The sequence below is a fragment of the Pseudenemella bisphenolivorans genome (assembly GCF_051133435.1).
In the GTDB taxonomy this organism is placed as follows: Bacteria; Actinomycetota; Actinomycetes; order Propionibacteriales; family Propionibacteriaceae; genus JAAYAO01.
Genome location: NZ_JBPGNY010000007.1, coordinates 66,998 through 90,634 on the forward strand (window position 1 = coordinate 66,998; position 23,637 = coordinate 90,634).

At 67.4% G+C, this 23,637-nt stretch carries 19 protein-coding genes; 14 read left to right on the plus strand and 5 right to left on the minus strand.

Annotated elements, in window-relative coordinates; all coding sequences use genetic code 11:
• The first annotated feature begins 101 nt into the window (after positions 1-101).
• A complete protein-coding gene (locus ACR4XW_RS15445; protein WP_434761469.1) occupies positions 102-749 on the plus strand; it encodes a lysoplasmalogenase family protein in 648 nt (215 codons plus the stop codon).
• A gap of 8 nt (positions 750-757) precedes the next feature.
• Here the strand turns inward: ACR4XW_RS15445 and ACR4XW_RS15450 are convergent, their stop codons facing one another.
• Both ACR4XW_RS15450 and ACR4XW_RS15455 read right to left on the minus strand, forming a co-directional pair.
• A complete protein-coding gene (locus ACR4XW_RS15450; RefSeq protein ID WP_434761470.1) occupies positions 758-1,159 on the minus strand; it encodes a universal stress protein in 402 nt (133 codons plus the stop codon).
• Between the two features lie 76 nt (positions 1,160-1,235).
• The gene (locus tag ACR4XW_RS15455) at positions 1,236-1,877 is read right to left on the minus strand and encodes an HAD family hydrolase (protein WP_434761471.1); all 642 of its coding nucleotides are present in this window, start codon (positions 1,875-1,877) and stop codon (positions 1,236-1,238) included.
• Positions 1,878-1,995: 118 nt separating this feature from the next.
• On the opposite strand from ACR4XW_RS15455, the gene fgd reads away from it, so the two are divergent.
• The 5 genes from fgd to mgtE all read left to right on the plus strand — a co-directional run bounded on the left by fgd (position 1,996) and on the right by mgtE (position 9,799).
• Positions 1,996-3,000 carry a glucose-6-phosphate dehydrogenase (coenzyme-F420) gene (gene fgd, locus ACR4XW_RS15460; protein WP_434761472.1) on the plus strand — a complete coding sequence of 335 codons (1,005 nt, stop codon included), beginning with the start codon at positions 1,996-1,998 and terminating at the stop codon, positions 2,998-3,000.
• A gap of 188 nt (positions 3,001-3,188) precedes the next feature.
• Complete coding sequence (locus ACR4XW_RS15465) at positions 3,189-5,201, plus strand: bifunctional copper resistance protein CopD/cytochrome c oxidase assembly protein (protein ID WP_434761473.1); 2,013 nt, start codon at positions 3,189-3,191, stop codon at positions 5,199-5,201.
• Positions 5,198-7,483 (plus strand): heavy metal translocating P-type ATPase, encoded by a 2,286-nt coding sequence (locus tag ACR4XW_RS15470; protein ID WP_434761474.1) that lies wholly within the window; start codon positions 5,198-5,200, stop codon positions 7,481-7,483. Before ACR4XW_RS15465 ends, ACR4XW_RS15470 begins: the two co-directional genes overlap by 4 nt.
• Positions 7,484-7,499: 16 nt before the next feature.
• Positions 7,500-8,453 carry an acyl-CoA thioesterase gene (locus ACR4XW_RS15475; protein ID WP_434761475.1) on the plus strand — a complete coding sequence of 318 codons (954 nt, stop codon included), beginning with the start codon at positions 7,500-7,502 and terminating at the stop codon, positions 8,451-8,453.
• On the plus strand, positions 8,450-9,799 hold the full coding sequence (mgtE, locus tag ACR4XW_RS15480) for a magnesium transporter (protein WP_434761476.1): 1,350 nt from the start codon (positions 8,450-8,452) through the stop codon (positions 9,797-9,799). Before ACR4XW_RS15475 ends, mgtE begins: the two co-directional genes overlap by 4 nt.
• Positions 9,800-9,843: 44 nt before the next feature.
• On the opposite strand, the gene ACR4XW_RS15485 is transcribed toward mgtE, so the two are convergent.
• Positions 9,844-10,719 (minus strand): alpha/beta hydrolase, encoded by an 876-nt coding sequence (locus ACR4XW_RS15485; RefSeq protein ID WP_434761477.1) that lies wholly within the window; start codon positions 10,717-10,719, stop codon positions 9,844-9,846.
• A 106-nt stretch (positions 10,720-10,825) separates the two neighbouring features.
• Between ACR4XW_RS15485 and ACR4XW_RS15490 the strand changes: the two genes are divergently transcribed.
• Positions 10,826-11,581, plus strand: coding sequence for a glucose 1-dehydrogenase (locus ACR4XW_RS15490; protein WP_434761478.1), 756 nt, complete (start codon positions 10,826-10,828; stop codon positions 11,579-11,581).
• 7 nt (positions 11,582-11,588) lie between these two features.
• Here ACR4XW_RS15490 and ACR4XW_RS15495 read toward each other — a convergent pair whose 3' ends face one another.
• Complete coding sequence (locus tag ACR4XW_RS15495) at positions 11,589-12,488, minus strand: cytochrome c biogenesis CcdA family protein (RefSeq protein WP_434761479.1); 900 nt, start codon at positions 12,486-12,488, stop codon at positions 11,589-11,591.
• A gap of 10 nt (positions 12,489-12,498) precedes the next feature.
• The gene (locus ACR4XW_RS15500; protein WP_434761480.1) at positions 12,499-13,317 is read right to left on the minus strand and encodes a DsbA family protein; all 819 of its coding nucleotides are present in this window, start codon (positions 13,315-13,317) and stop codon (positions 12,499-12,501) included.
• 92 nt (positions 13,318-13,409) lie between these two features.
• Between ACR4XW_RS15500 and ACR4XW_RS15505 the strand changes: the two genes are divergently transcribed.
• The 7 genes from ACR4XW_RS15505 (at position 13,410) to ACR4XW_RS15535 (ending at position 23,603) form a co-directional block, all read left to right on the plus strand.
• Positions 13,410-15,983: a DEAD/DEAH box helicase gene (locus tag ACR4XW_RS15505; RefSeq protein ID WP_434761481.1), complete on the plus strand. Its 2,574-nt coding sequence runs from the start codon at positions 13,410-13,412 to the stop codon at positions 15,981-15,983.
• Between the two features lie 18 nt (positions 15,984-16,001).
• A complete protein-coding gene (locus tag ACR4XW_RS15510) occupies positions 16,002-18,116 on the plus strand; it encodes an AAA family ATPase (protein WP_434761482.1) in 2,115 nt (704 codons plus the stop codon).
• The gene (locus ACR4XW_RS15515) at positions 18,091-19,293 is read left to right on the plus strand and encodes an McrC family protein (RefSeq protein ID WP_434761483.1); all 1,203 of its coding nucleotides are present in this window, start codon (positions 18,091-18,093) and stop codon (positions 19,291-19,293) included. The genes ACR4XW_RS15510 and ACR4XW_RS15515 overlap by 26 nt, the downstream gene beginning before the upstream one ends.
• Before the next feature lie 54 nt (positions 19,294-19,347).
• Positions 19,348-19,899: an RNA 2',3'-cyclic phosphodiesterase gene (gene thpR / locus ACR4XW_RS15520; RefSeq protein WP_434761484.1), complete on the plus strand. Its 552-nt coding sequence runs from the start codon at positions 19,348-19,350 to the stop codon at positions 19,897-19,899.
• A 252-nt stretch (positions 19,900-20,151) separates the two neighbouring features.
• Positions 20,152-21,657, plus strand: coding sequence for a DNA-3-methyladenine glycosylase 2 family protein (locus ACR4XW_RS15525; protein WP_434761485.1), 1,506 nt, complete (start codon positions 20,152-20,154; stop codon positions 21,655-21,657).
• Positions 21,654-22,145 (plus strand): methylated-DNA--[protein]-cysteine S-methyltransferase, encoded by a 492-nt coding sequence (locus tag ACR4XW_RS15530; RefSeq protein WP_434761486.1) that lies wholly within the window; start codon positions 21,654-21,656, stop codon positions 22,143-22,145. Before ACR4XW_RS15525 ends, ACR4XW_RS15530 begins: the two co-directional genes overlap by 4 nt.
• Before the next feature lie 417 nt (positions 22,146-22,562).
• Complete coding sequence (locus ACR4XW_RS15535; RefSeq protein WP_434761487.1) at positions 22,563-23,603, plus strand: SH3 domain-containing protein; 1,041 nt, start codon at positions 22,563-22,565, stop codon at positions 23,601-23,603.
• The last annotated feature ends 34 nt before the right edge of the window (positions 23,604-23,637 follow it).

Genomic DNA, 23,637 nt, shown 5'->3' on the forward strand with positions numbered 1-23,637 from the left:
CTCAATCGCCATGTAGTTACTCGTCAGTAACAACCAGTATGCAAAACCCGACGAGACTGTGCAAGAGGTCACATTCACTCTTGATGCGTCATCATGGGCCCATGAATCGGATCGCCTGGGCGCTGTGGTGGGTCGCGGTGGTCATCCAATTGCTCGCCCAATCACCGCTGCTGTCGGCCTGGCAGCCGCTCAGCCAGGTGCTGCTGATGCCGATTCTGATGCTGGTGGTGATCACCCGGCGTCCCGACAGCGGCTGGGTGCTGGTGTGGGCGCTGGGGGCGCTGTTCTGGAGCTGGTTGGGTGACACCGGGCCCAAACTGGTCGGCCCAGAATGGGGCTTTTTGACCATGCTCGGCGGCTTCTTCGTCGCCCAACTGTGCTGGATCGTGGCGCTGCTGCCGACCTGGCGCCGCAGCGTGCTGGGACGCCGCCGGATTCTGCTGGTGCCCTATGTGGCGGTCGCCGGGTTGCTGCTCGGGATCGCGCTACCGGCCTCGGGGTCGATGGCCCCGTTCGTGGTCGGCTATGCGCTGGTACTGCTGTTGATGGCGGTACTGGCCACCGGACGCGGTTTCGGGGCCGCGGTCGGTGGTTTGTTGTTCATCTTCAGCGACGGGTTGATCGCGCTGAAGACCTTCGTTCCCGCGCTCGGTTTCGCCGGATCGGGGTTCGCGGTGATGCTCACCTACATGCTGGCCCAGGCGTTGCTGGTGCACAGCATCCGGGGACGGCGCAGAATCAGCCCTTGATCGCGAGCTCAGCCCTTGATCGCCAGCACCGGGCAGGTGGCCTGCAGCAGCACCTTCTGCGCATTGCTGCCCAGCAGCAGCTTGCCGACCGGGGAGCGCCGGCGCAGACCGATGATGATCATGATCGCGTCGCGTTCCTCGGCCACCTTGAGCAAGTCATCGCCGGGCTCGTTGCCTCGGACGAGTTCGCGCACCTCGTACTCGACCTCGGAGGCGTCCAGCAGGTTGGTGACCTCGGCCAACTCGTCCTCGGTGCGGATCGCCTCGGCGACGGCGTAGTCCTGGCCTCCCTTGTGGGAGTTCACCACCACCAGCTTCGCGCCGCGCAACTGTGCTTCGTCGACCGCGCGCTCCAAGGCGGCCTTGCCCTCGGGACGCGGGACATAACCAACAACGATCGTTCCGGACATGGCACTCCTCCAACCCTCGTCCGCCAGATTATCCATCGATTGACCGACGGCGGAAGGGTGGTGCCCGAGTGGGTGCTCAGCCGAGCAGTACCTCGCGCAATTCGGCCGGGGTGTCGACGATCTCGTCCGGTTCGGCGGATTCGAGCTCCTCGCGGGTGCCGGTGCCCCAGGTGACCGCGATGGCGCTCATCCGGGCCGCCTTGGCCGCCCGCATGTCGACCGCCCCGTCGCCGACATAGACCGCCTGTTCGGGGGAGGCGCCCAGCAACGACAGGCTGTGCCGCAACCCGGACGGGTGCGGCTTGGGGCCGGCGGCATCGTCGAAGGTGGTCAGAATCGGGATCACACCCTGCAACTCGCCGGCCCGCAGATTGGTCTCGGCGGCGTCGGGGCGTTTGTCGGTGCAGATGCCGATCCGCAGCCCGGCCCGGGTGAGGTCGGTGAGCAGTTCGGCCATGCCCTCGTGGGGGAGCAACAGATCCGCGCCGTAGTCGACCGTCCACCGCACGTAGGTGGAGTAGACCGCGGCCGCCTTGTCACCGGCCAGGTCGCGGCAGTTGTCCAGCAGCGGACGGCCGAGGAATTCCCGCACGCGCTCTTCGCTCAACTCGATGCCGACCACCGCGCGCACGGCCTGCTGATAGGCGGCAATCATCATCGGGACGGTGTTGACCAGGGTCCCGTCCAGATCGAACAGAACCACTGTCCAGCGGGGCATGCCCATCAGCATAGCGACGCCCACCGGGAGGAACACTGGTGCGGGTGAACCAACCTGAGGTACCGATGGGTACGGTCGATGCGTGGCCATTCGGGCCCGACGAGGAGAGGTGCTTCCAGTGCAGATGCGATTCGGATACAAGGCGTCGTCGGAGCAATTCGGCCCGGTCGATCTGTTGCGTTACAGCGTGCTGGCCGAGGAATGCGGCTTCGATTCGGTGTTCATCGCCGACCATCTGCAGCCCTGGCGGCACGAGGGTGGGCATGCCCCGGCGGCCATCCCGTGGTTGTCGGCCCTGGGGGCGCGCACCGAGAAGATTCTGATCGGCACCTCGGTGCTGACCCCGACCCTGCGGTACCACCCGGCGGTGATCGCCCAGGAGTTCGCCACCCTCGGCTGCCTCTACCCCGGACGGGTGATTCTGGGCGTGGGCACCGGTGAGGCGTTGAACGAGTCGGCGATCGGGGTGCACTGGCCGGAGTTGAAGGAGCGGTTCGCCCGGCTGCGCGAGGCGGTGCGGCTGATTCGTACCCTGTGGCGCGAGGAGCGGGTCGACTTCGAGGGCGATTTCTACTCGACCAACGGCGCGACCATCTACGACCGTCCCGAACAGGAAGTGCCGATCTACGTCGGATCGGCCGGGCCGGCCACCACCCGCTGGGCCGGACGCACCGCCGACGGTTTCATCACCACCTCGGGCAAGGGCCAGGAGCTCTACACCGAGACCCTGCTGCCGAGCCTGGCCGAGGGGGCGGGCAAGACCGGACGCGATGTCGGCACGATCGACAAGATGATCGAGATGAAGGTGTCCTTCGACACCGATGCCGACCGGGCCCTGCACGACACCCGCTTCTGGGCGCCGCTGTCGCTGACCCAGGAGGAGAAGCACTCGGTACAGGATCCGCAGGAGATGCAGCGGCTGGCCGATGCGCTGCCGATCGAGCGGGTTGCCAAGCGCTGGATCGTCTCGTCCGACCCCGATGAGCATGTCGAGATGGTGCAGCAGTACATCGACTGGGGCTTCAACCACTTGGTCTTCCACGGCCCCGGCCATGATCAGGAACGATTCCTGAAGCTCTACGGTCAGGAGATTCTGCCGCGGCTGCGCGAACGGAACTCCTGAATCCCCCATATGCACCCCGGGCTCGCTCCTGCGTGGCGTAGTACGTGCCGCAGGAGCGACTAGGGGTTGCATGTGCATGGGGCGTGACTCGGGACGGTGTTCCGAGCAATTGCGCGAGGCGGAATTTGTCGTGCTCGGGGCGTAGGGTGCAGGTCTGAACCCGGAAACGAGAAACGAAGGAGTCGGCCGTGTCGCGTTCCGCGCGTGCCCTTTTGGGTATCGGCGCGCTGGTGGCGGTGGTGGTTGCCCTGCTGGCGGTACGCCATCAGGCCAGCGTCGAACAATTACCCGGACGCCAGGAATACGACGCTTTCACCGCGGCGGTTTCCGCGGTGCTGGAGGTGACCGCCGGCCTGGCCGCCGTGGCCACCCTCGGCTTTCTCTGCGCCGCGGTCGTGATGCGGCCCACCGTGGGGCCCGGGGACGAGAAATCGATCCGGATCGGCAAACGCATCGAACACCATCCGGTCACCACCTCGGCCCGCCGCTGGACGCTCGCGGCCGGACGGGCCGGGCAGATCTGGTTCGCCGCAGCCCTGTTCGCCGTCCCCTTCTCGGCCTCCACCCAGATGGGCGTACCGGTCGGCTACGCGCTGGCCGGCATCGGTGACTTCCTGGCCGGCTCCCAGGTCGCGCTGGCCTGGCTGGTACAAGCCGTCATCGCCCTGATCGTCACCCTCGCCGCCTACCTCGCCCGCTCGGTCGGCGCGCTGGTGGTGGCCGGTTACCTGGGTGTGCTCGGCCTGCTGCCGGTGGTGGTCAACGGACACGTTTCGGTCGGGCTCAACCACGACCTCGCCACCGACTCGGCGATCATCGCCGCGATGGTCGGCACCGTCTGGTTCGCCGTCGCCTTCGCGGTCAACGCGACCGGGCTCGGCCCGCACGCCGGGCAGCGCCTCGGCCGCTACCAGCAACTGGCCGGCCCGGCCTGGGTACTGGTGGTCGCCGGTGGTCTGGTGATGGGGTGGCAGGCCTTGGCCGGCCGGGCGCCCTGGCGCGAACCGTACGGACTGGTACTGATCGCCCAGGCCGCGGTACTGGTGCTGCTGGCCCTGCTGTGGTTCCTGCGCGGCGGCCTGAAACCCCGCACCGGAGCCTTCGGGTACCGGCTGATCGCGGTCGACCTGGCCCTGATCGCCGTCCTGATCGGCCTGCAGGTGGCCGCCATGCAGATCACCCCGCCACGGTGGGAGATCCCGCAATCGATCCAGGTCAACTACCTCGGCTACACCGTCAACGAAGCTCCCACCCTGGCTTCGGCGCTGCTGCCCTCCCGTCCGAACCTGCTGTTCGCGGTCGCCGCGGTCGTTGCTCTGGTCGGCTACCTGGGGGCGGTGTGGACGGTTCGCCGCCGCGGTGATCAATGGCCGCTGCACCGCACGGTGATGTGGGTGATCGGCTGGATCCTGATGCTCGGCGTCACCGTAACGGGCCTGTGGAAGTACTCCGGTGCCGCGTTCAGCTACCACATGATCGTGCACATGACGGTGAACATGCTGGCCCCGGTGCTGCTGGTGATGGGCGCCCCGATCACCCTGGCCCTGCGCTTCTTCAAACCGCACCGGGCCAAGGAACTACCGGGCCCGCGCGAGGTGCTGAACGCCACCCTGGCCTGGAAACCACTCGAGTACATCCTGCATCCGCTGGCGGTGTGGGTGTACTTCGTGGGCTCGTTCTACCTGCTGTACTACAGCTCGCTGTTCGACATCATGATGCGCTACCACTGGGCGCACCAGTTCATGACCGTGCACTTCCTGATCACCGGCCTGCTGTTCTACGGCCTGGTGATCGGCGAGGACCGTCCGCCCAAACCGTTGCCGCACGTGGGCAAGCTGGGCTTCCTGTTCGCCGCGATGCCCTTCCATGCCTTCTTCGCCGTCGGTGTGATGTCGTCGATGACCCTGATCGGAGCCACCTTCTACCCGACCATGGACGTCCCGTGGGTGCCCGATCTGCTGGCCGACCAGGAGTTGGGCGGGGCGATCACCTGGGCCACCGGTGAGATCCCGATGGTGATCGTGGTTTTGGCGTTGGTGGTGCAATGGCTGAAACAGGACAGGCGCGAGGCGAAACGTGTCGACCGGGCCCAGGACACCGGTCTGGACGATTCCTACGATGCCTACAACGAGATGCTCGCCCGATTCGCCCAGCAGGACCGGCTCGACCGGGCCGAGAAACAACACCGGGGGAGGCCATGACCGACAAGCTCGACCTCGAGGTCGACCCCAGCACCAAGGTGCTCGAACTCGACATCGGCGGAATGACCTGCGCGGCCTGTGCGGCGCGGGTCGAGAAGCGGCTGAACAAGATGGATGGGGTCAGCGCGACGGTCAACTACGCCACCGAACGCGCGATCGTGCACGGACTGGGCCCCGAACAGGCCGACACGGCCGTTGCCGTGGTCGAGAAGGCCGGTTACTCCGCCGCCCCGGTGGCCGAGGACTCCGACTTCCACGAAACCGCCGGTGCCGACCGGGTCGCGATGTTGCGCCGCCGGCTGGCGATCGCCGCCCTGATCACCCTGCCGCTGGGCAACTTCACCATCGTGCTGGCCCTGGTGCCGCAGTTGCGTTTCCCGATGTGGGAATGGCTGTGCGTGCTGCTGGCCATTCCGGTGGTGTTCTGGTGCGCCTGGCCCTTCCACAAGGCCACCCTGCGCAACCTGCGGCACGGATCCTTCTCGATGGACACCCTGGTGTCGATGGGCGTGATGTCGGCCTTCCTGTGGTCGGTGGTCACGATCGCGATCGGCGCCGACGACACCGAGGGCTATTGGCTCGGCTACGGCATCACCCCCAGCGGCGCCGACGCGATCTATTTGGAGGTGGCCGCCGCGGTGACCACTTTCCTGCTCACCGGACGCTATTTCGAGGCCCGCGCCAGACGCTCGGCCCGCGACGTCCTCGGTGCCCTGAACGCCCTCACCCCCACCGAGGTTCGGGTACTGCGCGACGGGGCCGAAACCATCGTCCCGCTCGAAGAACTGCGCCGCGGGGACGAGTTCGTGGTGCGGCCCGGTGAACGGATCGCCGCCGACGGCACGATCCGCGACGGCGCCTCGGCGGTCGACACCTCGATGATGACCGGGGAGCCGATCCCGGCCGAAGTGGTCGCCGGTTCGACGGTGCTCGGTGGCACCGTGAACATCACCGGACGACTGGTGATCCGCGCCGACCAGGTCGGTGCCCACACCCAGGTCGCGCAGATGGCGGTGCTGGCCGAACAGGCCCAGGCCCGCAAGGCCCGGGTGCAGACCCTGGTCGACAAGGTGGTCGGCATCTTCGTGCCGATCGTGCTGGTCATCGCCCTGGTCACCCTGGGCGCCTGGCTGTTGTCCGGGTCGGGCACCCGGCACGCCTTCTCGGCAGCCATCTCGGTGCTGATCATCGCCTGCCCCTGCGCCCTCGGCCTGGCCACCCCGACCGCCCTGATGGTCGGTGTCGGCCGCGGTGGACAACTCGGCATCCTGATCAAGGGCCAGGACGCCCTGGAGGCATCCGGGGCGATCGACACCGTGGTGCTCGACAAGACCGGCACCCTGACCACCGGCGAGATGACCGTCGAACGCATCGAGACCTACGGCGACCACGACGCCGACCGGGCCCACCTGCTGGTGGCCGCGGTCGAGGAACATTCCGAGCATCCGGTGGCCCGCGCGGTGGTGCGGGCCCTGCCCGACACCGACACCGACGCGATGCTCGCCCTGGCCGGTCAGGTCGCCGAGTTCACCGCGCATCCCGGTTCGGGGGTCTCGGCCCGGGTGCCCGGTGAGGGTCTGGTACGGATCGGCAAGCCGGCCTGGCTGAGTGAGCTGGGCATCGACGTCACCCCGGTCGAGGCCCTGAACACCGCCGCCGCGGCGGCCGGCCAGACCGTACTCGCCGCTGCCATCGACGACGAAGTGTTCGTGGCGATGGTCGTCGCCGACCGGCTGCACGAGTCCGCCGGGGACGCCGTCGACGAGCTGCGTCGGATGGGGCTGCGCACCGTCCTGCTCACCGGCGACACCGAGGCCGCCGCCCGGCACGTCGCCGATCAGATCGGCGTCGACGAGGTGATTTCGGGGGTACTGCCCACCGAGAAGGCCCACGCGATCGAGAACCTGCAGAACGACACCGCCGGACGCCGCCGGGTCGCGATGGTCGGCGACGGCATCAACGATGCCGCGGCCTTGGCCACCGCCGACCTCGGTCTGGCCGTGGTCAGCGGCACCGAGATCGCGATGAAGTCGGCCGACATCATTCTGGTGCGGCACAGCCTGTGGGTGATCCCGGACGCGATCGCGCTGGCCCGACGCACCCTGCGCACGATCCGCGGCAACCTGGTGTGGGCCTTCGCCTACAACGTCGCGGCGATTCCGCTGGCGGCCGTCGGCCTGCTCAACCCCCTGATCGCGGGCCTGGCGATGTCGCTATCGTCCGTGTTCGTGGTGACCAACAGCCTGCGGCTGCGGAATTTCGAGTCCGCCGACGTGGGGTAGCGCCAAGGAGGACCCGATGAGCCGACCCGGTTCGACGACGCTGCGGTTTCTGGCCGCCCCCACCGATGAGGGACGTACCGGCTCGGTCGACGCCGGACGCGTCCTGGAATGGGTCGACAAGGCCGCCTATGCCGCGGCGGTCGGCTGGGCGCAGGCCTACTGCGTCACGGTGTACGTCGGCAATATCCACTTCGCCAGCCCGGTACAGGTCGGCGAGATGGTCGAGGTGACCGCCACGATCATCCACACCGGACGCACCTCGATGCACATCCGCACCGTGGTCTCGGCCGGTGACCCGCGCACCGACGAAATCAGCATGCGCAGCGAATGCCTGGTGATCTTCGTCGCCACCGGCGCCGATGGCCGTCCCGTCCCGGTGCCGAAGTTCGTCGCCCGCAACGAAACCGAACGACTCTGGCAGGACTACGCCCTGGCCCGCGTGCAGGTGCGCGAACAGATCGTCGAGGCGATGGGCCGGCAGACCTACACCGACGAGGGCACCGCCGAACGGGTCGTGCTGCGGTTCCTGGCCGCACCCACCGACGTCAACTGGGGTGGCAAGGTGCACGGCGGCAGCGTGATGCGGTGGATCGACGACGCCGCCTCACTGTGCGCCACCCGCTATTGCGGACGCCCCACGGTCGCGGTGTTCAGCGGCGGCATCCGGTTCGAACGGCCACTGCTGATCGGTGATCTGGTCGAGGTCGAGGCCCGGCTGATCTACACCGGAAGCAAGGGCATGCACATCGCGGTACACGTCCGTTCGGGACGCCCCGAGAGCCGCGAGATGCACCAAACCACCTACTGCCTGACGGTGATGGTGACCCGTGACGAGGACGGGAAGGCCACCCCGGTGGAACCCTGGCAGCCGATGTCGGACGAGGACCACCGGCTGGCCGAACACGCCCGGGAACTGATCATGATCCGAGCCGCGGCGCCCGGTAACCGGCTGCCGAACCATCTGCAATGAGTAGCGAAATCGACGTGGCGATGAGCCGCGAACTCGACCAGGCTCTGGAACGCCGCGATCTGCCCGAAGCTGCTCGGCTCGCCGCCGACATTCGCACCTCGAAGCTGGTGACCTGGTTGTCGCGCCAACCGATCGCCCAGCAGGCGGTGTTGTTCCGGCTGTTGGCCAAGGACCGTGCGCTGCGGGTTTTCGAGGCGATGAACCCCACCGCCCAGGCCGACCTGGTGGGCGAACTCGCCGACCACGAGGTCACCTCGGTGTTCGACGAACTCGACCCCGACGACCGGGCCTCACTGCTGGACGAGTTGCCCGCCAAGGTCGCCCGCCGACTGCTGCACAACCTCGATCCGGCCGAACGTGACCTGACCGCGGTCGTCCTCGGCTACCCCGAACGTTCGGTCGGACGCCGGATGAGCCCCGAGGTGATCGCCCTGCCGGCCGACAGCCTGGTGGGCGAATCGATGCAGCGGGTGCGCGAGCGGATGCGCGAGGCCGAAACCGTCTACACCCTGCCGGTGATTGCCGGCGGTCGCCGGGTGGTCGGGGTGGTCAGTCTGCGCGACCTGCTCGGTGCCGACCCGACCGAGATCGTGGGTGACCTGGCCCGGCGGGCCGATCTGGCCTTTGCCACCGAGGACGTCGAGGCGGTCGCCCGGCGCACCGCGAACCTCAAGCGACTCGCCCTGCCGGTGGTCGACTCGGAGGAACGACTGGTCGGCATCTTCACCGTCGACGATGCGCTGACCGTGCTCGAGGACGCGGCCGAGGAGGACCAGGCCCGCCAGGGTGGCTCCGAGCCGCTGCGTTCGCCCTACCTGGCCACCCCGCTGTGGCGGATCGTCCGGTCGCGGGTGGTGTGGCTGCTGGTGCTGGCGGTCGGGGCGACCCTGACCGTGCAGGTGCTGGAACAGTTCGAATCGACGCTGGGTCAGATGGTGGTGCTGTCGGTGTTCATCCCGTTGCTGATCGGCACCGGTGGCAACACCGGTAATCAGGCCGCGACCACCGTCACCCGAGCGTTGGCGGTGGGTGATGTCGAGCCCCGTGATGTGCTGCGGATCGTCGCCCGGGAGTTCGCGATCGGGCTCAGTTTGGGGGCGGTTCTGGGCGGGATTGCTTTTGCGCTGATCTCGCTGGTTTACGGTGTCGAGATCGGTGAGGTGATCGGGCTGACCCTGTTGGTGGTGTGCACCCTGGCCGCGGTCGCCGGTGGCGTGATTCCGCTGGTGGCCCGCACCCTGCGCGCCGACCCGGCGGTGTTCTCCAACCCCTTCATCTCCACCCTGCTGGACGCCTCCGGTCTGGTGATCTACTTCCTGATCGCCCGCACGCTGCTCGGCTTGTAGCAACCCCGTTCGCAACCGCTCGGCCGCTACGGCAATCGGCCGGGTCAGCGGCGCAGGAACTCGTCCACCATCGCGATATAGCCCGGGCGGTCGGTGAAGTAGCCACCGCAATGGTCAACCCCTTCGAAGGTGACCAACTCGGCCGCCCCGGGTCCGGCGGCCTCGACCAGCATTTCGGCGTGCCGGTAGGGAATCACGTGATCGTCGGTGCCGTGCAGCACCAGCATCGGACGCGGCGCGATCCGGTCGATGACATCGATCGGGCGCACTTGGGCGAAGCGGTAGCCGTAGCGCACCCGGTTCACCGCATCGGCGGCCGGCACCACCGTCCCGGGGATTCGGTAGCGGCGCAGCCCGGTCGCGATCACGTCCTGCATGGTGGCGAAGGGCGAGTCGAGCACCAGCCGTTCGATCCGCTGGTCGTCGGCCGCGGTGAGGATCGCGGTGGAGGCGCCCATCGAGAATCCGACCACCGAAATCCGCGCGTCCGGACGGCGCTGTTGGGCCAGATCGATCGCCGCCCGCAGATCTCGCTGCTCGTGCAGGGCCATCGACAGGTGCGAGCCCTCGGAGTCGCCCGAACCACGGAAGTCGAAGAGCAGCACGTTGTGCCCGGCCCGCCACAGCCCGGGGCCGATCCCGAGCATGTCGGCCTTGTTGCCGCGATGGCCGTGACAGCAGATCACCACCGAATCGGAATCCCGGTCGAACCACCAGCCGCGCAGGCGCACCCCGTCCTCGGCGGTGAACTCCACCTCGGAGGCCTCGGCACCGATCTCGAAGGGGGTGAAGGTGTAGGGCGGCCAAGGACGGCGCACCGCACTGATACTCCACGCGGTGAACCCGGCGACCGCGGCGGTGGCCACGGCGGCGGTGGCGGTCACCCAGCCGGCGACATTGAGCAAGCGACGATGAAGCACGCCCACAACCTATGCGACTGCCGGTAACCCCGGACGGTGGGAATCTCTCCGCGTCGGTCGGGTTCGCGCCGGTAGTGTCCGACCGACATCGACAAAGGAGGCAACAGTGGGCAGGTTGGACGACAAGGTGGCATTGGTCACCGGCGGTGCACGCGGCATGGGTGCCTCACATGTGCGGCGGTTCATCGCCGAGGGTGCCCGGGTGATGTTCACCGACATTCTGGACGACGAGGGTGCCGCGCTGGCCGAAGAGCTCGGCGACAAGGCCCGCTTCCACCGTCACGATGTGACATCCGAACCGGAATGGCAGCAGGTTGTGGACGCCACCATCGAGGCCTTCGGACGAATCGACATTCTGGTCAACAACGCCGGCATCCTGAACTTCGGGCCGATCGTGGACATGCCGGTCGAGGACTTCCGTCGCGTGCTGGAGGTCAACCTGGTGGGCGAATGGATCGGCCTCAAGACCGTCGGCAAGGTGATCAGCGAGGGCGGCTCGATCGTCAACATCTCGTCGGTCAGCGGGCTGCAGGGTTCGGCCGGCACGTCGTGTTATACGGCCAGCAAGTTCGGTGTTACCGGCATCACCGAATGCGCCGCCCATGAGTTCGGGCCGCGCGGGGTGCGGGTCAACTCGGTACACCCGGGTGCTGTGGCGACGATGATGACCGGACGCGGCGAGGAGAACCTGGACACCTCGTCCGAGGCCGGCGTGATGAGCCGGATTCCGCTGAAGCGCTACGCCACCGCCGCCGACGTCACCAATGTGGTGCTGTTCCTGGCCAGTGACGAATCGACCTACATCACCGGTTCGCAGTACGTCGTCGACGGCGGTATGACCGGCGGCCTCGTCTACTCCTGAATCGGGCTCAGTCGCGACGGCGGTCGTCCACCGAAGCCTGCTTCTCGACGGGACGTTCGGTGGCCGCCTCATCGGTGGACTCGGCCTTGGCGGTGCGGCGGTTCTGCATCCGCAGCATCAGCCACACCACCAGGCCGGCCACCGCGGCCAGCACCAGTAGGAAGACGTAGTCGGGAATCCCGGCCGCCAGATCGCGCACCCACAGTTCGAAACTCTGCTGGGCGCGGGCGTCCAGCACCCCGGGCAGACCGGCGGTGCCCTCGGTGAGCAGCATCAGCACACCCAACGCGATGAAGATCGCACCGCTGACGACCTGCACGACGGTGGTCCTGATCGGCCCGAACTGCAGCGGACGGGGCTTCAGCCAGCCCTTCGAACCCAGATCGAAGCGGGTCCACAGCAGCGCCAGGATGAACAGCGGCACCACCATGCCCAGCCCCATGAAGGCCAGCAGCACCCCGCCGTACACCGGGTCGCCACCGAAGGCGGCCACGGCCAGCACCGATCCCAGAATCGGGCCCGAGCAGGCTCCGGCCAGGCCGTAGGAGATACCGAGCAGGTAGACCGCCAGACCCGACTTCGCATCCCGGTTACCGGTGCCGATCTTGGGCATCGGCAGCGGCACACCGAGGATCTGCAGAATGCCGAAGCCGATCACGATCAGCGACAACACCAGCACCAGGGTGGGCCGGTGTTCGGTGAAGAAGGCTCCCAGGGTCGAGGCGGCGACCCCCAACGGCACCAGGGCGGTCAGCAGACCGAGCAGAAAGATGCCGGTGCGGCCCAGCAACTGTCGTGACCCGGTGAAGGCGTAGGCGAAGAAGGCCGGCAACAGCAGTGCGGCACAGGGACTGAGCAGCATGGCGATGCCGCCCAGAAAGGCTCCGGCGTAACCGATGTCGAACATCGAACCGCCCTCAGCCGCGCTTGGCGTCTTCGATGGCCTTGATGAAGTTCTCGGCCGGTTGGGCCCCGTTGATCACCTGGTAGTTGATGACGAAGAAGGGGGTTCCGCCGATGCCCAGGCTGCGGGCCTGGGTCGCGTCGGCGGTCACGGCCTGCTTGATCTTGTCGGAGTTGCGGTCGGCGTCGAACTTCTTCATGTCGGCCACCCCGACCTTCTCGGCGATCCGGCGCACATCCTCATCGCTGACGTCGGCATGACCATTGCGGGGAGCCTCGGCGAAGAGGGCCTCGTGGAACTCCCAGAACTTGCCCTGCTCACCGGCAGCGCGGGCCGCGACGGCCGCGCGCTCGGAGTCGGGGCCGAAGATCGGCAGATCGCGGAACTCGATGCGCAGCGTCCCGTCGTCCACGTACTTCTGCAACTGCGGGGCGGTGTCCACCGACCAGACCGCGCAGTAGGGGCAGCGGTAGTCGGCCCACTCGATCAGCACCACCGGCGCGTCCACGTCACCCTTGGCGGTGTAATCATCGGCCTCGCGGCGGGGGAGCGACTCCAACAGCTTCTTCAGCTCCGGATCCATCGTGCCGGGGTCGGACGGGGCCTGTTGCTGACCCTCCGGCTGCTGGGGTTGGCCTTGTTCATCGGGCTGCTGAGGTTGCTGTTGCTGGGGCTCTTCCTGGCCCGCGGGCGCCGGTTCGGCGGTACCGGGGTTGTTGCGGTTGAAGCTCACCAACATCAGGGCCAGCACGACCACGGCCACACCGAGGACGGCAACCAGCACCCAGGGAAGCTGGGTGGATGAGGTCTTGGAGGGCTGGGACTCGCTCATGGCAACGACCGTAGCCCAGCAACCAAGCCGATCCCAAAGCCGCAGAGAGCCTTCTCCGGGGCCGGACGGAACTGTCGGAGGGGCATGGAAGGATGGTTCGCACCATGAGCCTGCTCGACGCGATTCCCGCCCGTCCCGACCCCGACAGCCTGTACGAGGCGTTCACCGGGTGGGTCGCCGGGGAGGGCATCACCCTCTATCCGCACCAGGACGAGGCCGCGATCGAGCTGTTCACCGGCAACAACGTGATCGTGGCGACCCCGACCGGTTCGGGCAAGTCGATGATCGCTTTGGCGGCACACTTCGCCGCCCTGGCCGAGAACCGGGTCACCTTCTACACCGCCCCGATCAAGGCCCTGGTGTCGGAGAAGTTCTTCGCCCTGTGCTCGGTCTTCGGAGCCGAGAACGTCGGCATGCTCACCGGGGATGCCTCGGTGAACCCCGATGCCCCGGTGATCTGCTGCACCGCCGAGGTGCTCGCCAACCTGGCCCTGCGCGAGGGCTCGGCCGCCGACATCGGGCAGGTGGTGATGGATGAGTTCCACTACTACGCCGAACCCGAGCGGGGGTGGGCCTGGCAGGTGCCGTTGCTGACCCTGCCGCAGGCGCAGTTCGTCCTGATGTCGGCGACTCTGGGCAACGTCGACCGGTTCATCACCGACCTCACCGCCCGCACCGGACGCGAGACCGCCCACGTCAGCGACGCCGAACGTCCCGTCCCGCTCACCTTCCAATGGAGTCTCGACCCCCTGCACGAGTTGTTGGACGAACTGGTCAGCACCCGCCAGGTGCCGGCCTATGTCGTCCATTTCACCCAGGCGGCCGCCCTCGAGCGGGCCAAGTCACTGCTCAGCAGCAAACTGGTCGGCAAGGACGAGCGGCAGGCGATCGCCGACGAGATCGGGGCCTTCCGGTTCACCGCGGGCTTCGGACGAACCCTGTCGAAACTGGTGCGCAACGGCATCGGCGTGCACCACGCCGGCATGCTGCCGCGGTATCGGCGGCTGGTCGAACAACTCGCCCAGGCCGGATTGCTGAAGGTGATCTGCGGCACCGACACCCTCGGGGTGGGCATCAACGTGCCGATCCGCACCGTGGTGTTCACCGGGTTGGCGAAGTTCGACGGCTCGCGCAACCGGATCATCCGGGCTCGGGAGTTCCACCAAATCGCCGGACGAGCCGGGCGGGCCGGTTTCGACTCGGCCGGCACCGTGGTCGTCCAAGCCCCCGAACACGTGATCGAGAACGAAAGGGCGCTGGCCAAGGCCGGCGACGACCCAGCCAAACGCCGCAAGGTGCAACGCAAGAAACCGCCCGATGGGTTCGTGTCCTGGACCGAGGAGACCTTCGACAAGCTGGTCGCGGCCGATCCCGAACCGCTGGTGTCGCGGATGCGGATGACCCACTCGATGATCCTCAATGTGATCGAGCGTCCCGGTAATCCGTTCGACAACCTGCGCTCGCTGGTGCTGGACAATCACGAGGAACGCGCCGGCAAACGCCGCTTGGTCAAGCGGACTGTTTCCTTGGCCCGCGGACTGTTGGAATCGGGGGTGCTGGTGCGGCTGCCCGAGCCCGACGCCGACGGACGCACCGTGATGCTCGCCGAGGCACTGCAGGACGATTTCGCGCTGAACCAGCCGTTGTCGCCGTTCGCCCTGGCGGCCTTCGATCTGTTGGACGCCGAGTCGCCGGACTACGCGCTGGATCTGGTGTCGGTGATCGAGGCGATTCTGGACAACCCGAACCCGATCCTGTTCGCCCAGCAGCGCAAGGCCCGTGGTGAGGCGATCGCGGAGCTGAAGGCCGACGGCGTCGACTACACCGAACGCATGGCGATCGTCGACGAGATCTCCTGGCCCAAGCCCTTGGAAGAACTGCTCGAACCGATGCTCGAGGTCTTCGCCACGACGCACCCCTGGGTGGCCGAGGCCGAGTTGTCGCCGAAGTCGGTGGTACGCGAGATGTACGAGCAGGGGATGGGGTTCACCGACCTGATCAGCCGCTACGAGGTGCAGCGCTCGGAAGGGTTGGTGCTGCGGTATTTGTCGGATGCCTACCGGGCGCTGCGGCAGACCGTGCCCGAATCGCGGCGCACACCCGAGTTCGACGACATCGTCGAATGGTTGGGCGAGACCGTCCGGCAGACCGACTCGTCGCTGCTCGACGAGTGGGAGGCGCTGACCGATCCCGAGCTCGTCGCCGCCCGGGCCGAGGACTTCGCCGCCGGTAAACCGCCCCCGCCGCCGCGTCCGATCACCGCCCATGAGCGGACGTTCACCACCATGATCCGCAACGCGATGTGGCACCGGGTGCAATTGATCGCCGACGATCGCTGGGCCGACCTGGGTCGGCTCGAGATCGAAACCGCCGACCGCACCGACCCGCCCGGGGACGTCGTGATGACCCCCGAGGCCTGGGACGACGCCCTCGGCGCCTACTGGGACGAACACGACGACATCGGCCTCGGCGCCGACGCCCGCGGGCCCGCGTTCTTCCTGGTCACGCCCTGGGACAAGGCCGGACGCGGCTGGAACGTGCGGCAAGTGATCGACGACCCGGAAGGCAACCGCGACTGGTCGATTCATGCCGAGGTCGATCTCGACGCGTCCGATTCCGCCGGTGCTCCGGCGTTGACCGTGTTGTCCTTCGGTCGGATGGATTAACAATGAGGGAGGCCCAAGTTGAGTAATCAACCAGTGCGACGCTGGCTCCTGCTCCGGGAACTGTTGGAGGTGCTGGAGGAAGCCGACGAACCGATACGCGGGCGTGAGGCGATGGAGCGGGTCGGTCAGCGCCTCCGCGATGAACTCACGGCCTACGAACTGGAACGCGTCAGTGAAGACGGCGAGCAGACGCGTTGGCAGGTCAACCTCTCTTTTGGCTCGACGGACATGAGGGTTGCCGGTTGGATGACCAAATCGAAGGGGCTCTGGGCCATCACCGAGGCTGGCCGCCAGGCCTTGCAGGATCATCCGGATGGGGTGGGCCTCGATGCGTTGGCCGCTCGTGGATACCGGCAAGCCCGGCAGAAACAGCAGAAACACAATGCGGAACCCAACTACGCCAGAGTGCTCCGCGCGGCGATCGACATCATCGAACCCGGCACCTGGACCACCTACGGCGAGTTGGCTCAACTCGCCTCGGTCAATGCCCAAACGGTGGGGAACTTCGCCGGCCGGGACGATGTCGAGAATGCCTATCGAATCCTGAGCAAGGGTGGGGTTCCCTCACCGGACTTCACGTGGGCCGATGGCCGTACGGGAACCCAGCGCGAGGCACTGGAAGCCGAGGGCGTCGAGTTCGATGAATCCGGGGCCGCCGATGAAGCACAGCACGTACGCACTGAAGACCTGCGTGCTTTCTTGGAAGAGAAGGGTGTCCTCGTCAGCCCGACGCGTCGAGGCTGGTTGGTTCGGGGTGCCTCGGTCGACGGGCAGGACCTCATTCCAGGATGGCTCGCTGATGGCTTCGTCTCACTGCGCGCCACGCGGTTGCGAGAGGTTGCTGCCGGCATCGGTCGGACAGAACTGAAGGAGATCGTCGACGACGACTACTCGCAGACCTCCTATGCGAGCAAAGCGGCCAAGCTCGACGAATTCCACGCGTTTCTGTCCCGGATGAAGCTCAACGACATCGTCGTCACGACCAGCCAGGGCAGGGTGTATCTCGGCACGGTGGTTGGAGAAGCCGAATACAACCGTTCGCCGGATGGTCCGTCGAGTCTGACCCGAGCAGTCGACTGGGCGCCCAACGGCTATGACCACGCCGATCTGGATGGAGAGATCCAAGGGCGATTGCAGGTGCAGTCCGAGGTGGTCGAGATGACGCAGCAACTCGAACTGCTCACCGAGATGCTCGAACGCTCCGAAGAGACCAGCACACCCGAACCCGTGCAGCGCAAGGTCGTCCTGCCCGAGGCCACCGACGAACTGGCCGAGTCGCTCCACGTGCCGAAGGAGTGGCTCGCCGAATGCATCGAACTGCTGCGCGATCGGCCGCAGTTGATCTTCTACGGTCCGCCGGGCACCGGTAAGACCTACATCGCCCAGAGACTGGCCGGGCACCTGGCCGGCGACAACGTCCGGCTGGTGCAGTTTCACCCCGGCTATTCCTACGAGGACTTCTTCGAGGGATACCGTCCCCAAGCCGACGGAGGCTTCGTGTTGCGGCCCGGTCCGCTGCGCCAAGTGGTCGATGCCGCCCGGGAGAACCCGACGACTCCCCACGTGCTCATCATCGACGAGATCAACCGGGGCAACCTGGCGAAGATCTTCGGTGAGCTGTACTTCCTGCTCGAGTATCGCGATGAACCGGTTGATCTGTTGTACGCGACCGAAGAGGACAGCGGCTTCACCCTGCCTCGCAATGTCTTCCTGATCGGCACCATGAACACCGCCGATCGTTCCATCGCCTTGGTGGATGCCGCGATGCGACGCCGGTTCTCCTTCGTGGCGTTGCATCCCTCGTTGCCGCCGACCGACGAACTGTTGCGCAAGTGGCTGCAAGCGACCGACCGGGACCCTGCGCTCGCCGACCTGCTCGATGAACTCAACTCACGCATCGAGGACTCGGACTTCAAGATCGGCCCGTCCTACTTGATGCGCCCGGCCGTCCATCAACCCGGAGGCCTCGAACGCACGTGGCGCACCGCGATCCTGCCGCTGTTGGAGGAACACCATTACGGCGACGGCACCGACGTGGCCGGGCGTTATGGTCTGCCGGCGATCCGAGCCCGGGTGACCCTGCAGGCCGAGCCGGCGGAGGGTTCGAGTGAGCAGCCCGCTGATCCTGCGTGAGGGCGGGGGAGCACGCCTGGTCGAGATGCCTGATCGGGTGGCCGAGGCCTTGGCCGCCGCGAAGGTGCTCGAAGTGGCGCGAACCGGGCGACCGGGGTGGTGGGAGGTTGCTCCGGCCACCCGTGTCGGAGTGGTGAGCGCCGGTGGCTTTCAGGTCGTGATCCAGCCGAAGATCGGCATCGGCAGGCTGGTCTTTCTGATGGGGTATGCCCTCAAGCCGGGGTTCTGGCGCCCGGATTCGGTGCACCTCGACGATGCTGCGGAACTCCCCGAAGCGTTGGCTCAGGCCTTCGTCCGAATGGCCCAACGCGCCCTGGAACAGGGGTTGTTGAAGGGCTATCAAACCATCGACGACTCCCTACCCGTGCTGCGCGGACGCATCCGTGAAGCTGATCAGTTGCGGCGCCGGTGGGGTCGGAACCTGCCGCTGGAGGTGCGTTACGACGAATACACCGTGGACATCGCCGAGAACCAGTTGCTGCTGGCCGCTGCGCAGCGACTGCTGCATGTTCCGCGAGTGGGTCGGTCGCATCGCGCCGGGCTGCAGCGACTGCGAGTGCAGTTGGCGGATGTGACCGCGCCGGTGCGCGGAGATCTGTTGCCGCAGTGGCACCCGAGCCGACTCAACACGCGTTACCAGCCCGCTCTGGAACTGGCCGATCTGATTCTCGCCGGCAGGTCATTCGAGCAACGCGTGGGCGGAGTGCTCCTGAGCGGATACCTGATCAACATGGCGAAGATCTTCGAAGACTTCGTAACGGTCGCGCTGTGCGAAGCACTCAAACCCCGTGGCGGGCGGTCGGCCCTGCAGTACTTGGATTCCCTGGATGTCGATGCGTCGGTGCCCATCCAACCCGACTTCGTCTGGCAGCAGGAGGGACGAGTTCGGATCGTCGCCGATGCGAAGTACAAGGCGGAGCGGCCCAGTGGATTCCCGCAAGCCGACCTCTACCAGATGCTGGCCTACTGCACGGCGCTGGACCTGCCGGTGGGGCACTTGGTCTATGCCAAGGGCAACGAGGAAGCCCGCCGGTATGTGGTGCGTCATGCCGGCATCCAGATCATCGCGCACACCCTCGACCTCGACCTCGCACCGGCCGAACTTCTTGAAGCTGTGAAACGGTTGGCCGGCGGACTGCTGCCGGCTGCCCGGGAACACCAACCGACTCCGGGCTGAATCCGCGGCGGATACCTCGTTGCAATCGGTGACCACGCCAGCGACCATCGTTCGATGCGACTCTTCGTTTCGATCGTTCCCCCGGAGGAGGTACTCACCCAGCTCGACGAGTTCGTCGAGCCGCGCCGACTCGTCGCCGACGGGCCGCGCTGGATCTCGAAACGCTACTGGCACCTGACCCTGGCCTTCATGGGCAAGGTCGCCGAACGCGACCTGATCGAGGTCGAAGACCGGCTGGCCGAAGTGGCCCAACGAACCCGGCCCTTCGAGTTGGCTCTGCGCGGGGCCGGGGTCTTTCCCGATCCGACCCGGGCCAAGGTGCTCTGGGCCGGGGTGGACGACGACGGCGCCGAACCGCTGGCCCAACTGGCGCAGCGCTGCCGCACCGCCGTCGGCCGCGCCGGGGTCAAGGTTGACGGCGCCACCTTTCGGCCACACCTCACCCTGGCCAGGTGGCGGGTTCCGGTGGAGGCCACCCGCTGGTTGAAGGCCCTGGGCGAATACGAAAGTGTCCCGTGGACCGTCGATTCCTTCGAGCTGGTGCATTCCCAACTCGGCCACGCCGGCCCGCCACACTACGAAACCGTCGCCGAGTACCAGCTCTGAACCGGCACGTGCCGCTCTTGCAGGGTTTTGCCGCGCCGCCCCTGCTGCAATGTGCCTGATTTCGGGCAGCAAAGCCGCCATATGGTTTTGCGCGCCAAGAAACGGCCGGTTGCAGCAGGGCCGCCTCGGCACACCCCCGCGATCGGTCGGCGCCTCCAGTGCCAGCGGCACCAGGGAGGTTTCGGTCATCCCGGGGGCCACGTTGTCCGATTTCCGCTGGTCAATGCTGTGTCCGACAGGTTCACTGGAGGCATGAAGGCCCTCACCGACGACCAGCGCTATGCGGCGATCCGCGCCCGCGATGCGCGCTTCGACGGGGTCTTCTTCACCTGCGTGCGCACCACCGGCATCTTCTGCCGACCCTCCTGCCCGGCCCGCACCCCGGCCAGAGGATCGGTGGAGTTCGTCGACTCGGCAGCCGCCGCCCTCGAAGCCGGGTACCGGGCCTGCAAACGCTGCGGGCCGGCCGCTCCGCCGGGCTCACCCGATGCCGACCCCGTCGCCTCGCTGACCGAGCGGGCTTTGCGGCTCATCGACGGCGGCGCGCTCGATGGGGCCGGCAACGTCGCCACCCTCGCCAACCGGTTGGCGGTCTCGGAACGCACCCTGCACCGCGCCCTGGTCGGTGCCTCCGGGGCGGGGCCGCTCACCCATGCCCGAGTCCGACGTGCCCGGCGAGCCCATGACCTGATCACCGCCACCGACCTGCCCCTGGGTGAGGTGGCCTATGCGGCCGGTTTCGGTTCGGAGCGACAACTCCACGATGTCTTCACCACCATGTACGGCCACGCCCCCTCGGTCGTCCGGGGGCGCTCAACCCGCCGCACCGCGCAACAAGGCCGCACCGCGCAACAAGGCTGTGCGTTCCTGCGGGCACGGCTGTCGGTACGGCGCCCCTTCGACGGCCCAGGCCTGGCGAGGTTCTTCGCCGCGCGAGCCATTCCGGGAGTCGAAGCGGTCGACGGCACTCGGTGGACCCGCGCGGTGCGTCTGCCCGGCGGCCCGACGGTGCTGTCGGTCGACCTGGGTGTGAACGAAGGTCCGCTCGAGCTCCGGGTGCGCCTGGCCGACCTGCGCGACTACCCCGCAGCGGTGGCCCTGACCCGACGGATGCTCGACCTCGACGCCGACCCGATCGGCATCGACCAGGGTTTGGCCACGGCACTGCCCGCGTTGGCGCCACTGATCGAACAGCGTCCGGGAATCCGCATCCCCGGGGCTCCGTCGCTGAGCGAAGCGCTGCTGTGGGCGATCGTCGGCCAACAGATCAGCACCGCCCGGGCCCGAGATCTGATGATTGCGGCGACCGATGCGCTCGCCGAGCTGCTGCCTCCCGAACTGTGCACCGAGTCGGTCACCCGGTTGCCGGTCGATCCCGCGCTCGCCGGTGACCGCGCCGATCTCTGGTTCCGCGGTCCGGCCACCCGCCGCCGGGCACTCGCGGCAGCCCTGAGCGACACCCCGGACGAAGCCCTGCCGCTGCCGGACCTGCGCCGAGCACTGCTGGCCATCCCCGGGGTCGGGCCGTGGACCGCCGACTATGCCCTCCTGCGCGGAGTGCGTGCCATCGACCTGGCGCCGTCCCGCGATGCCGCACTGCTCACCTCGGCCCGCGCACTCGGGCTGGCCGACGATCACCAACAACTGGACGATCTGCTCGTCCGGGCCGCGCCCTGGCGCAGCTACGCGGTACTGCACCTGTGGCATCACCTCACCGACCGAGAGTCTCAGCCCACACGCTCGAAGGAGACCCCATGACCAGCACAGCACCACGGCACCTGGTGATCGATACCGAACTCGGTGAGTACGTGATCGCCGCCGACGGTGAAGCCATCACCGGGGTCTGGCGTCGCGACCAGGCCTATTTCCCCAAGGCCGAACGGCTCGGCGAGCCCGCCGACGACGCACTACTGCAACGGGCCGCGGCACAACTGCGCGAGTATCTGGCCGGCACCCGTGAGGAGTTCGACCTCCCGATCGCGCCACGGGGGACGCCTTTCCAACACCGGGTCTGGGATGCCCTGCTCCGGATTCCCCGCGGGCACACCACGACCTACGGCGCTCTGGCCGCCGAACTCGGCAGTCCGCTTGGAGCCCAGGCCGTGGGCCGGGCGGTCGGTACCAACCCGATTTCGATCATCGTGCCCTGTCACCGGGTGGTGTCGGCCACCGGCGAACTCACCGGCTACGCAGGAGGAACCGACACCAAGGCTGCGCTGCTGCGCTTGGAAGGGACCAAATCCTGAGCGATGCGGTACCAAAACCCCGCACTCACCTCCCGAAATTGACCCGAATCGGGCCGAATGGGTGGGTGAGTGCGGGGTTTTGGTACCCGGGCCGGTGACGCTCGGCCTGATTCGGGGCGCCGATGCAGTGGTGGGGCACGGTGCTGTTGTGAGGCACGGCGCAGTTGTGGGACACGGCGCAGTTTGTGTCGGTGAACCGGGGGAGCACACCGTCGCAATCGGCCAGTTCCCGGGTGAGGGCGGGCCGTGATGCCATGCGGCGAGCCAGAATTGATTTCGAGTGGGGTTTCACTAGGGGCACTAGGCGCCCCGGGAGCGCGGTCGAGGATCGCTGGGCGGTTAGTTTGAGTTTTTCTCAGAGACCCGCTTACACTCGCTTTCGGTAACGATTCGGTCTCGACGCAGGAGATTTCCCTCTTGGCCTCCACCTGGCTCACCAAGATCCGCTCCTTGGCGACCGCGAAGGAACTTCGCTCCGCACTGCACTCCCGGCTCAATGTCGGAGTCGCTGCGGTGGCCGCCGCAACCGTTGTGGGGGGTGGTGCCGCCATGGCCGTCCTCCCCACCATGGACAGCGAGCCGATCATGGCCGTCCCCGGCGACAGCTTCCGGGCCGCGATTGTTGACACGGAATTCTCCGATCTGGGGGCTGCTGCCTCCCGCGACCTCGGTCGCGCCACCCGCAGCACCGCCCGTCCGGCCCTGACCGCCCCGGCCGGCCTGAGCGCCGACCAGCAGAAGGCTCTGAAGAACGGCGGCAAGATCGCCAAGATCGCCAGCTCCGGCAAGCCCGGCACGATGTGGACCACCTCCAGCCTGCGGGTTCGTGCCACCCCGTCGTCCACGGGCAAGGAAGTCTCGATGCTGTCCGAGGGCGCCAAGGTGTCCACCACCGGCTGGAAGAACGACGGCTGGGTCGAGGTCACCATCGACAACAAGTCCCGCTGGGTCTCCGGTGAGTACCTCACCGACACCGAGCCGTCCGCACAGCAGGCCGCCACCGGCTCCGAAACCTCCCGGTCGGGTTCGTCGAAGTCCGGTGGTTCCTCCCGCACCGCACGCACCGACGGCCCCGCACCCACCGGCGGCTCCGGCTCCTGCCGCACCCAGCTTCCCGGGCTGACCAGCCGCGCGCACACCCTGCACAACGCCATCTGCGCGAACTACCCGTCCGTCTCGTCCTACGGAGGCGTGCGCCCCGACCCGTACCCCGCGCACCCCAGCGGCCGGGCGATCGACGCGATGATCCCGAACTGGAGCTCCTCGTCGGGCAACGCTCTGGGTTGGTCGATGGCCAACTGGCTGCGCGCCAACGCCAGCACCTACAACATCGACGAGATCATCTTCGACCAGAAGATCTGGACCCGGCAGCGCGCCGGCGAGGGCTGGCGGATGATGAGCGACCGCGGCTCGGCCAACGCCAACCACCGCAACCACGTCCACGTGGCGGTTCGCTGACTCAGAGCCCTGCGCCCGTCCCCACTCGGCAGTA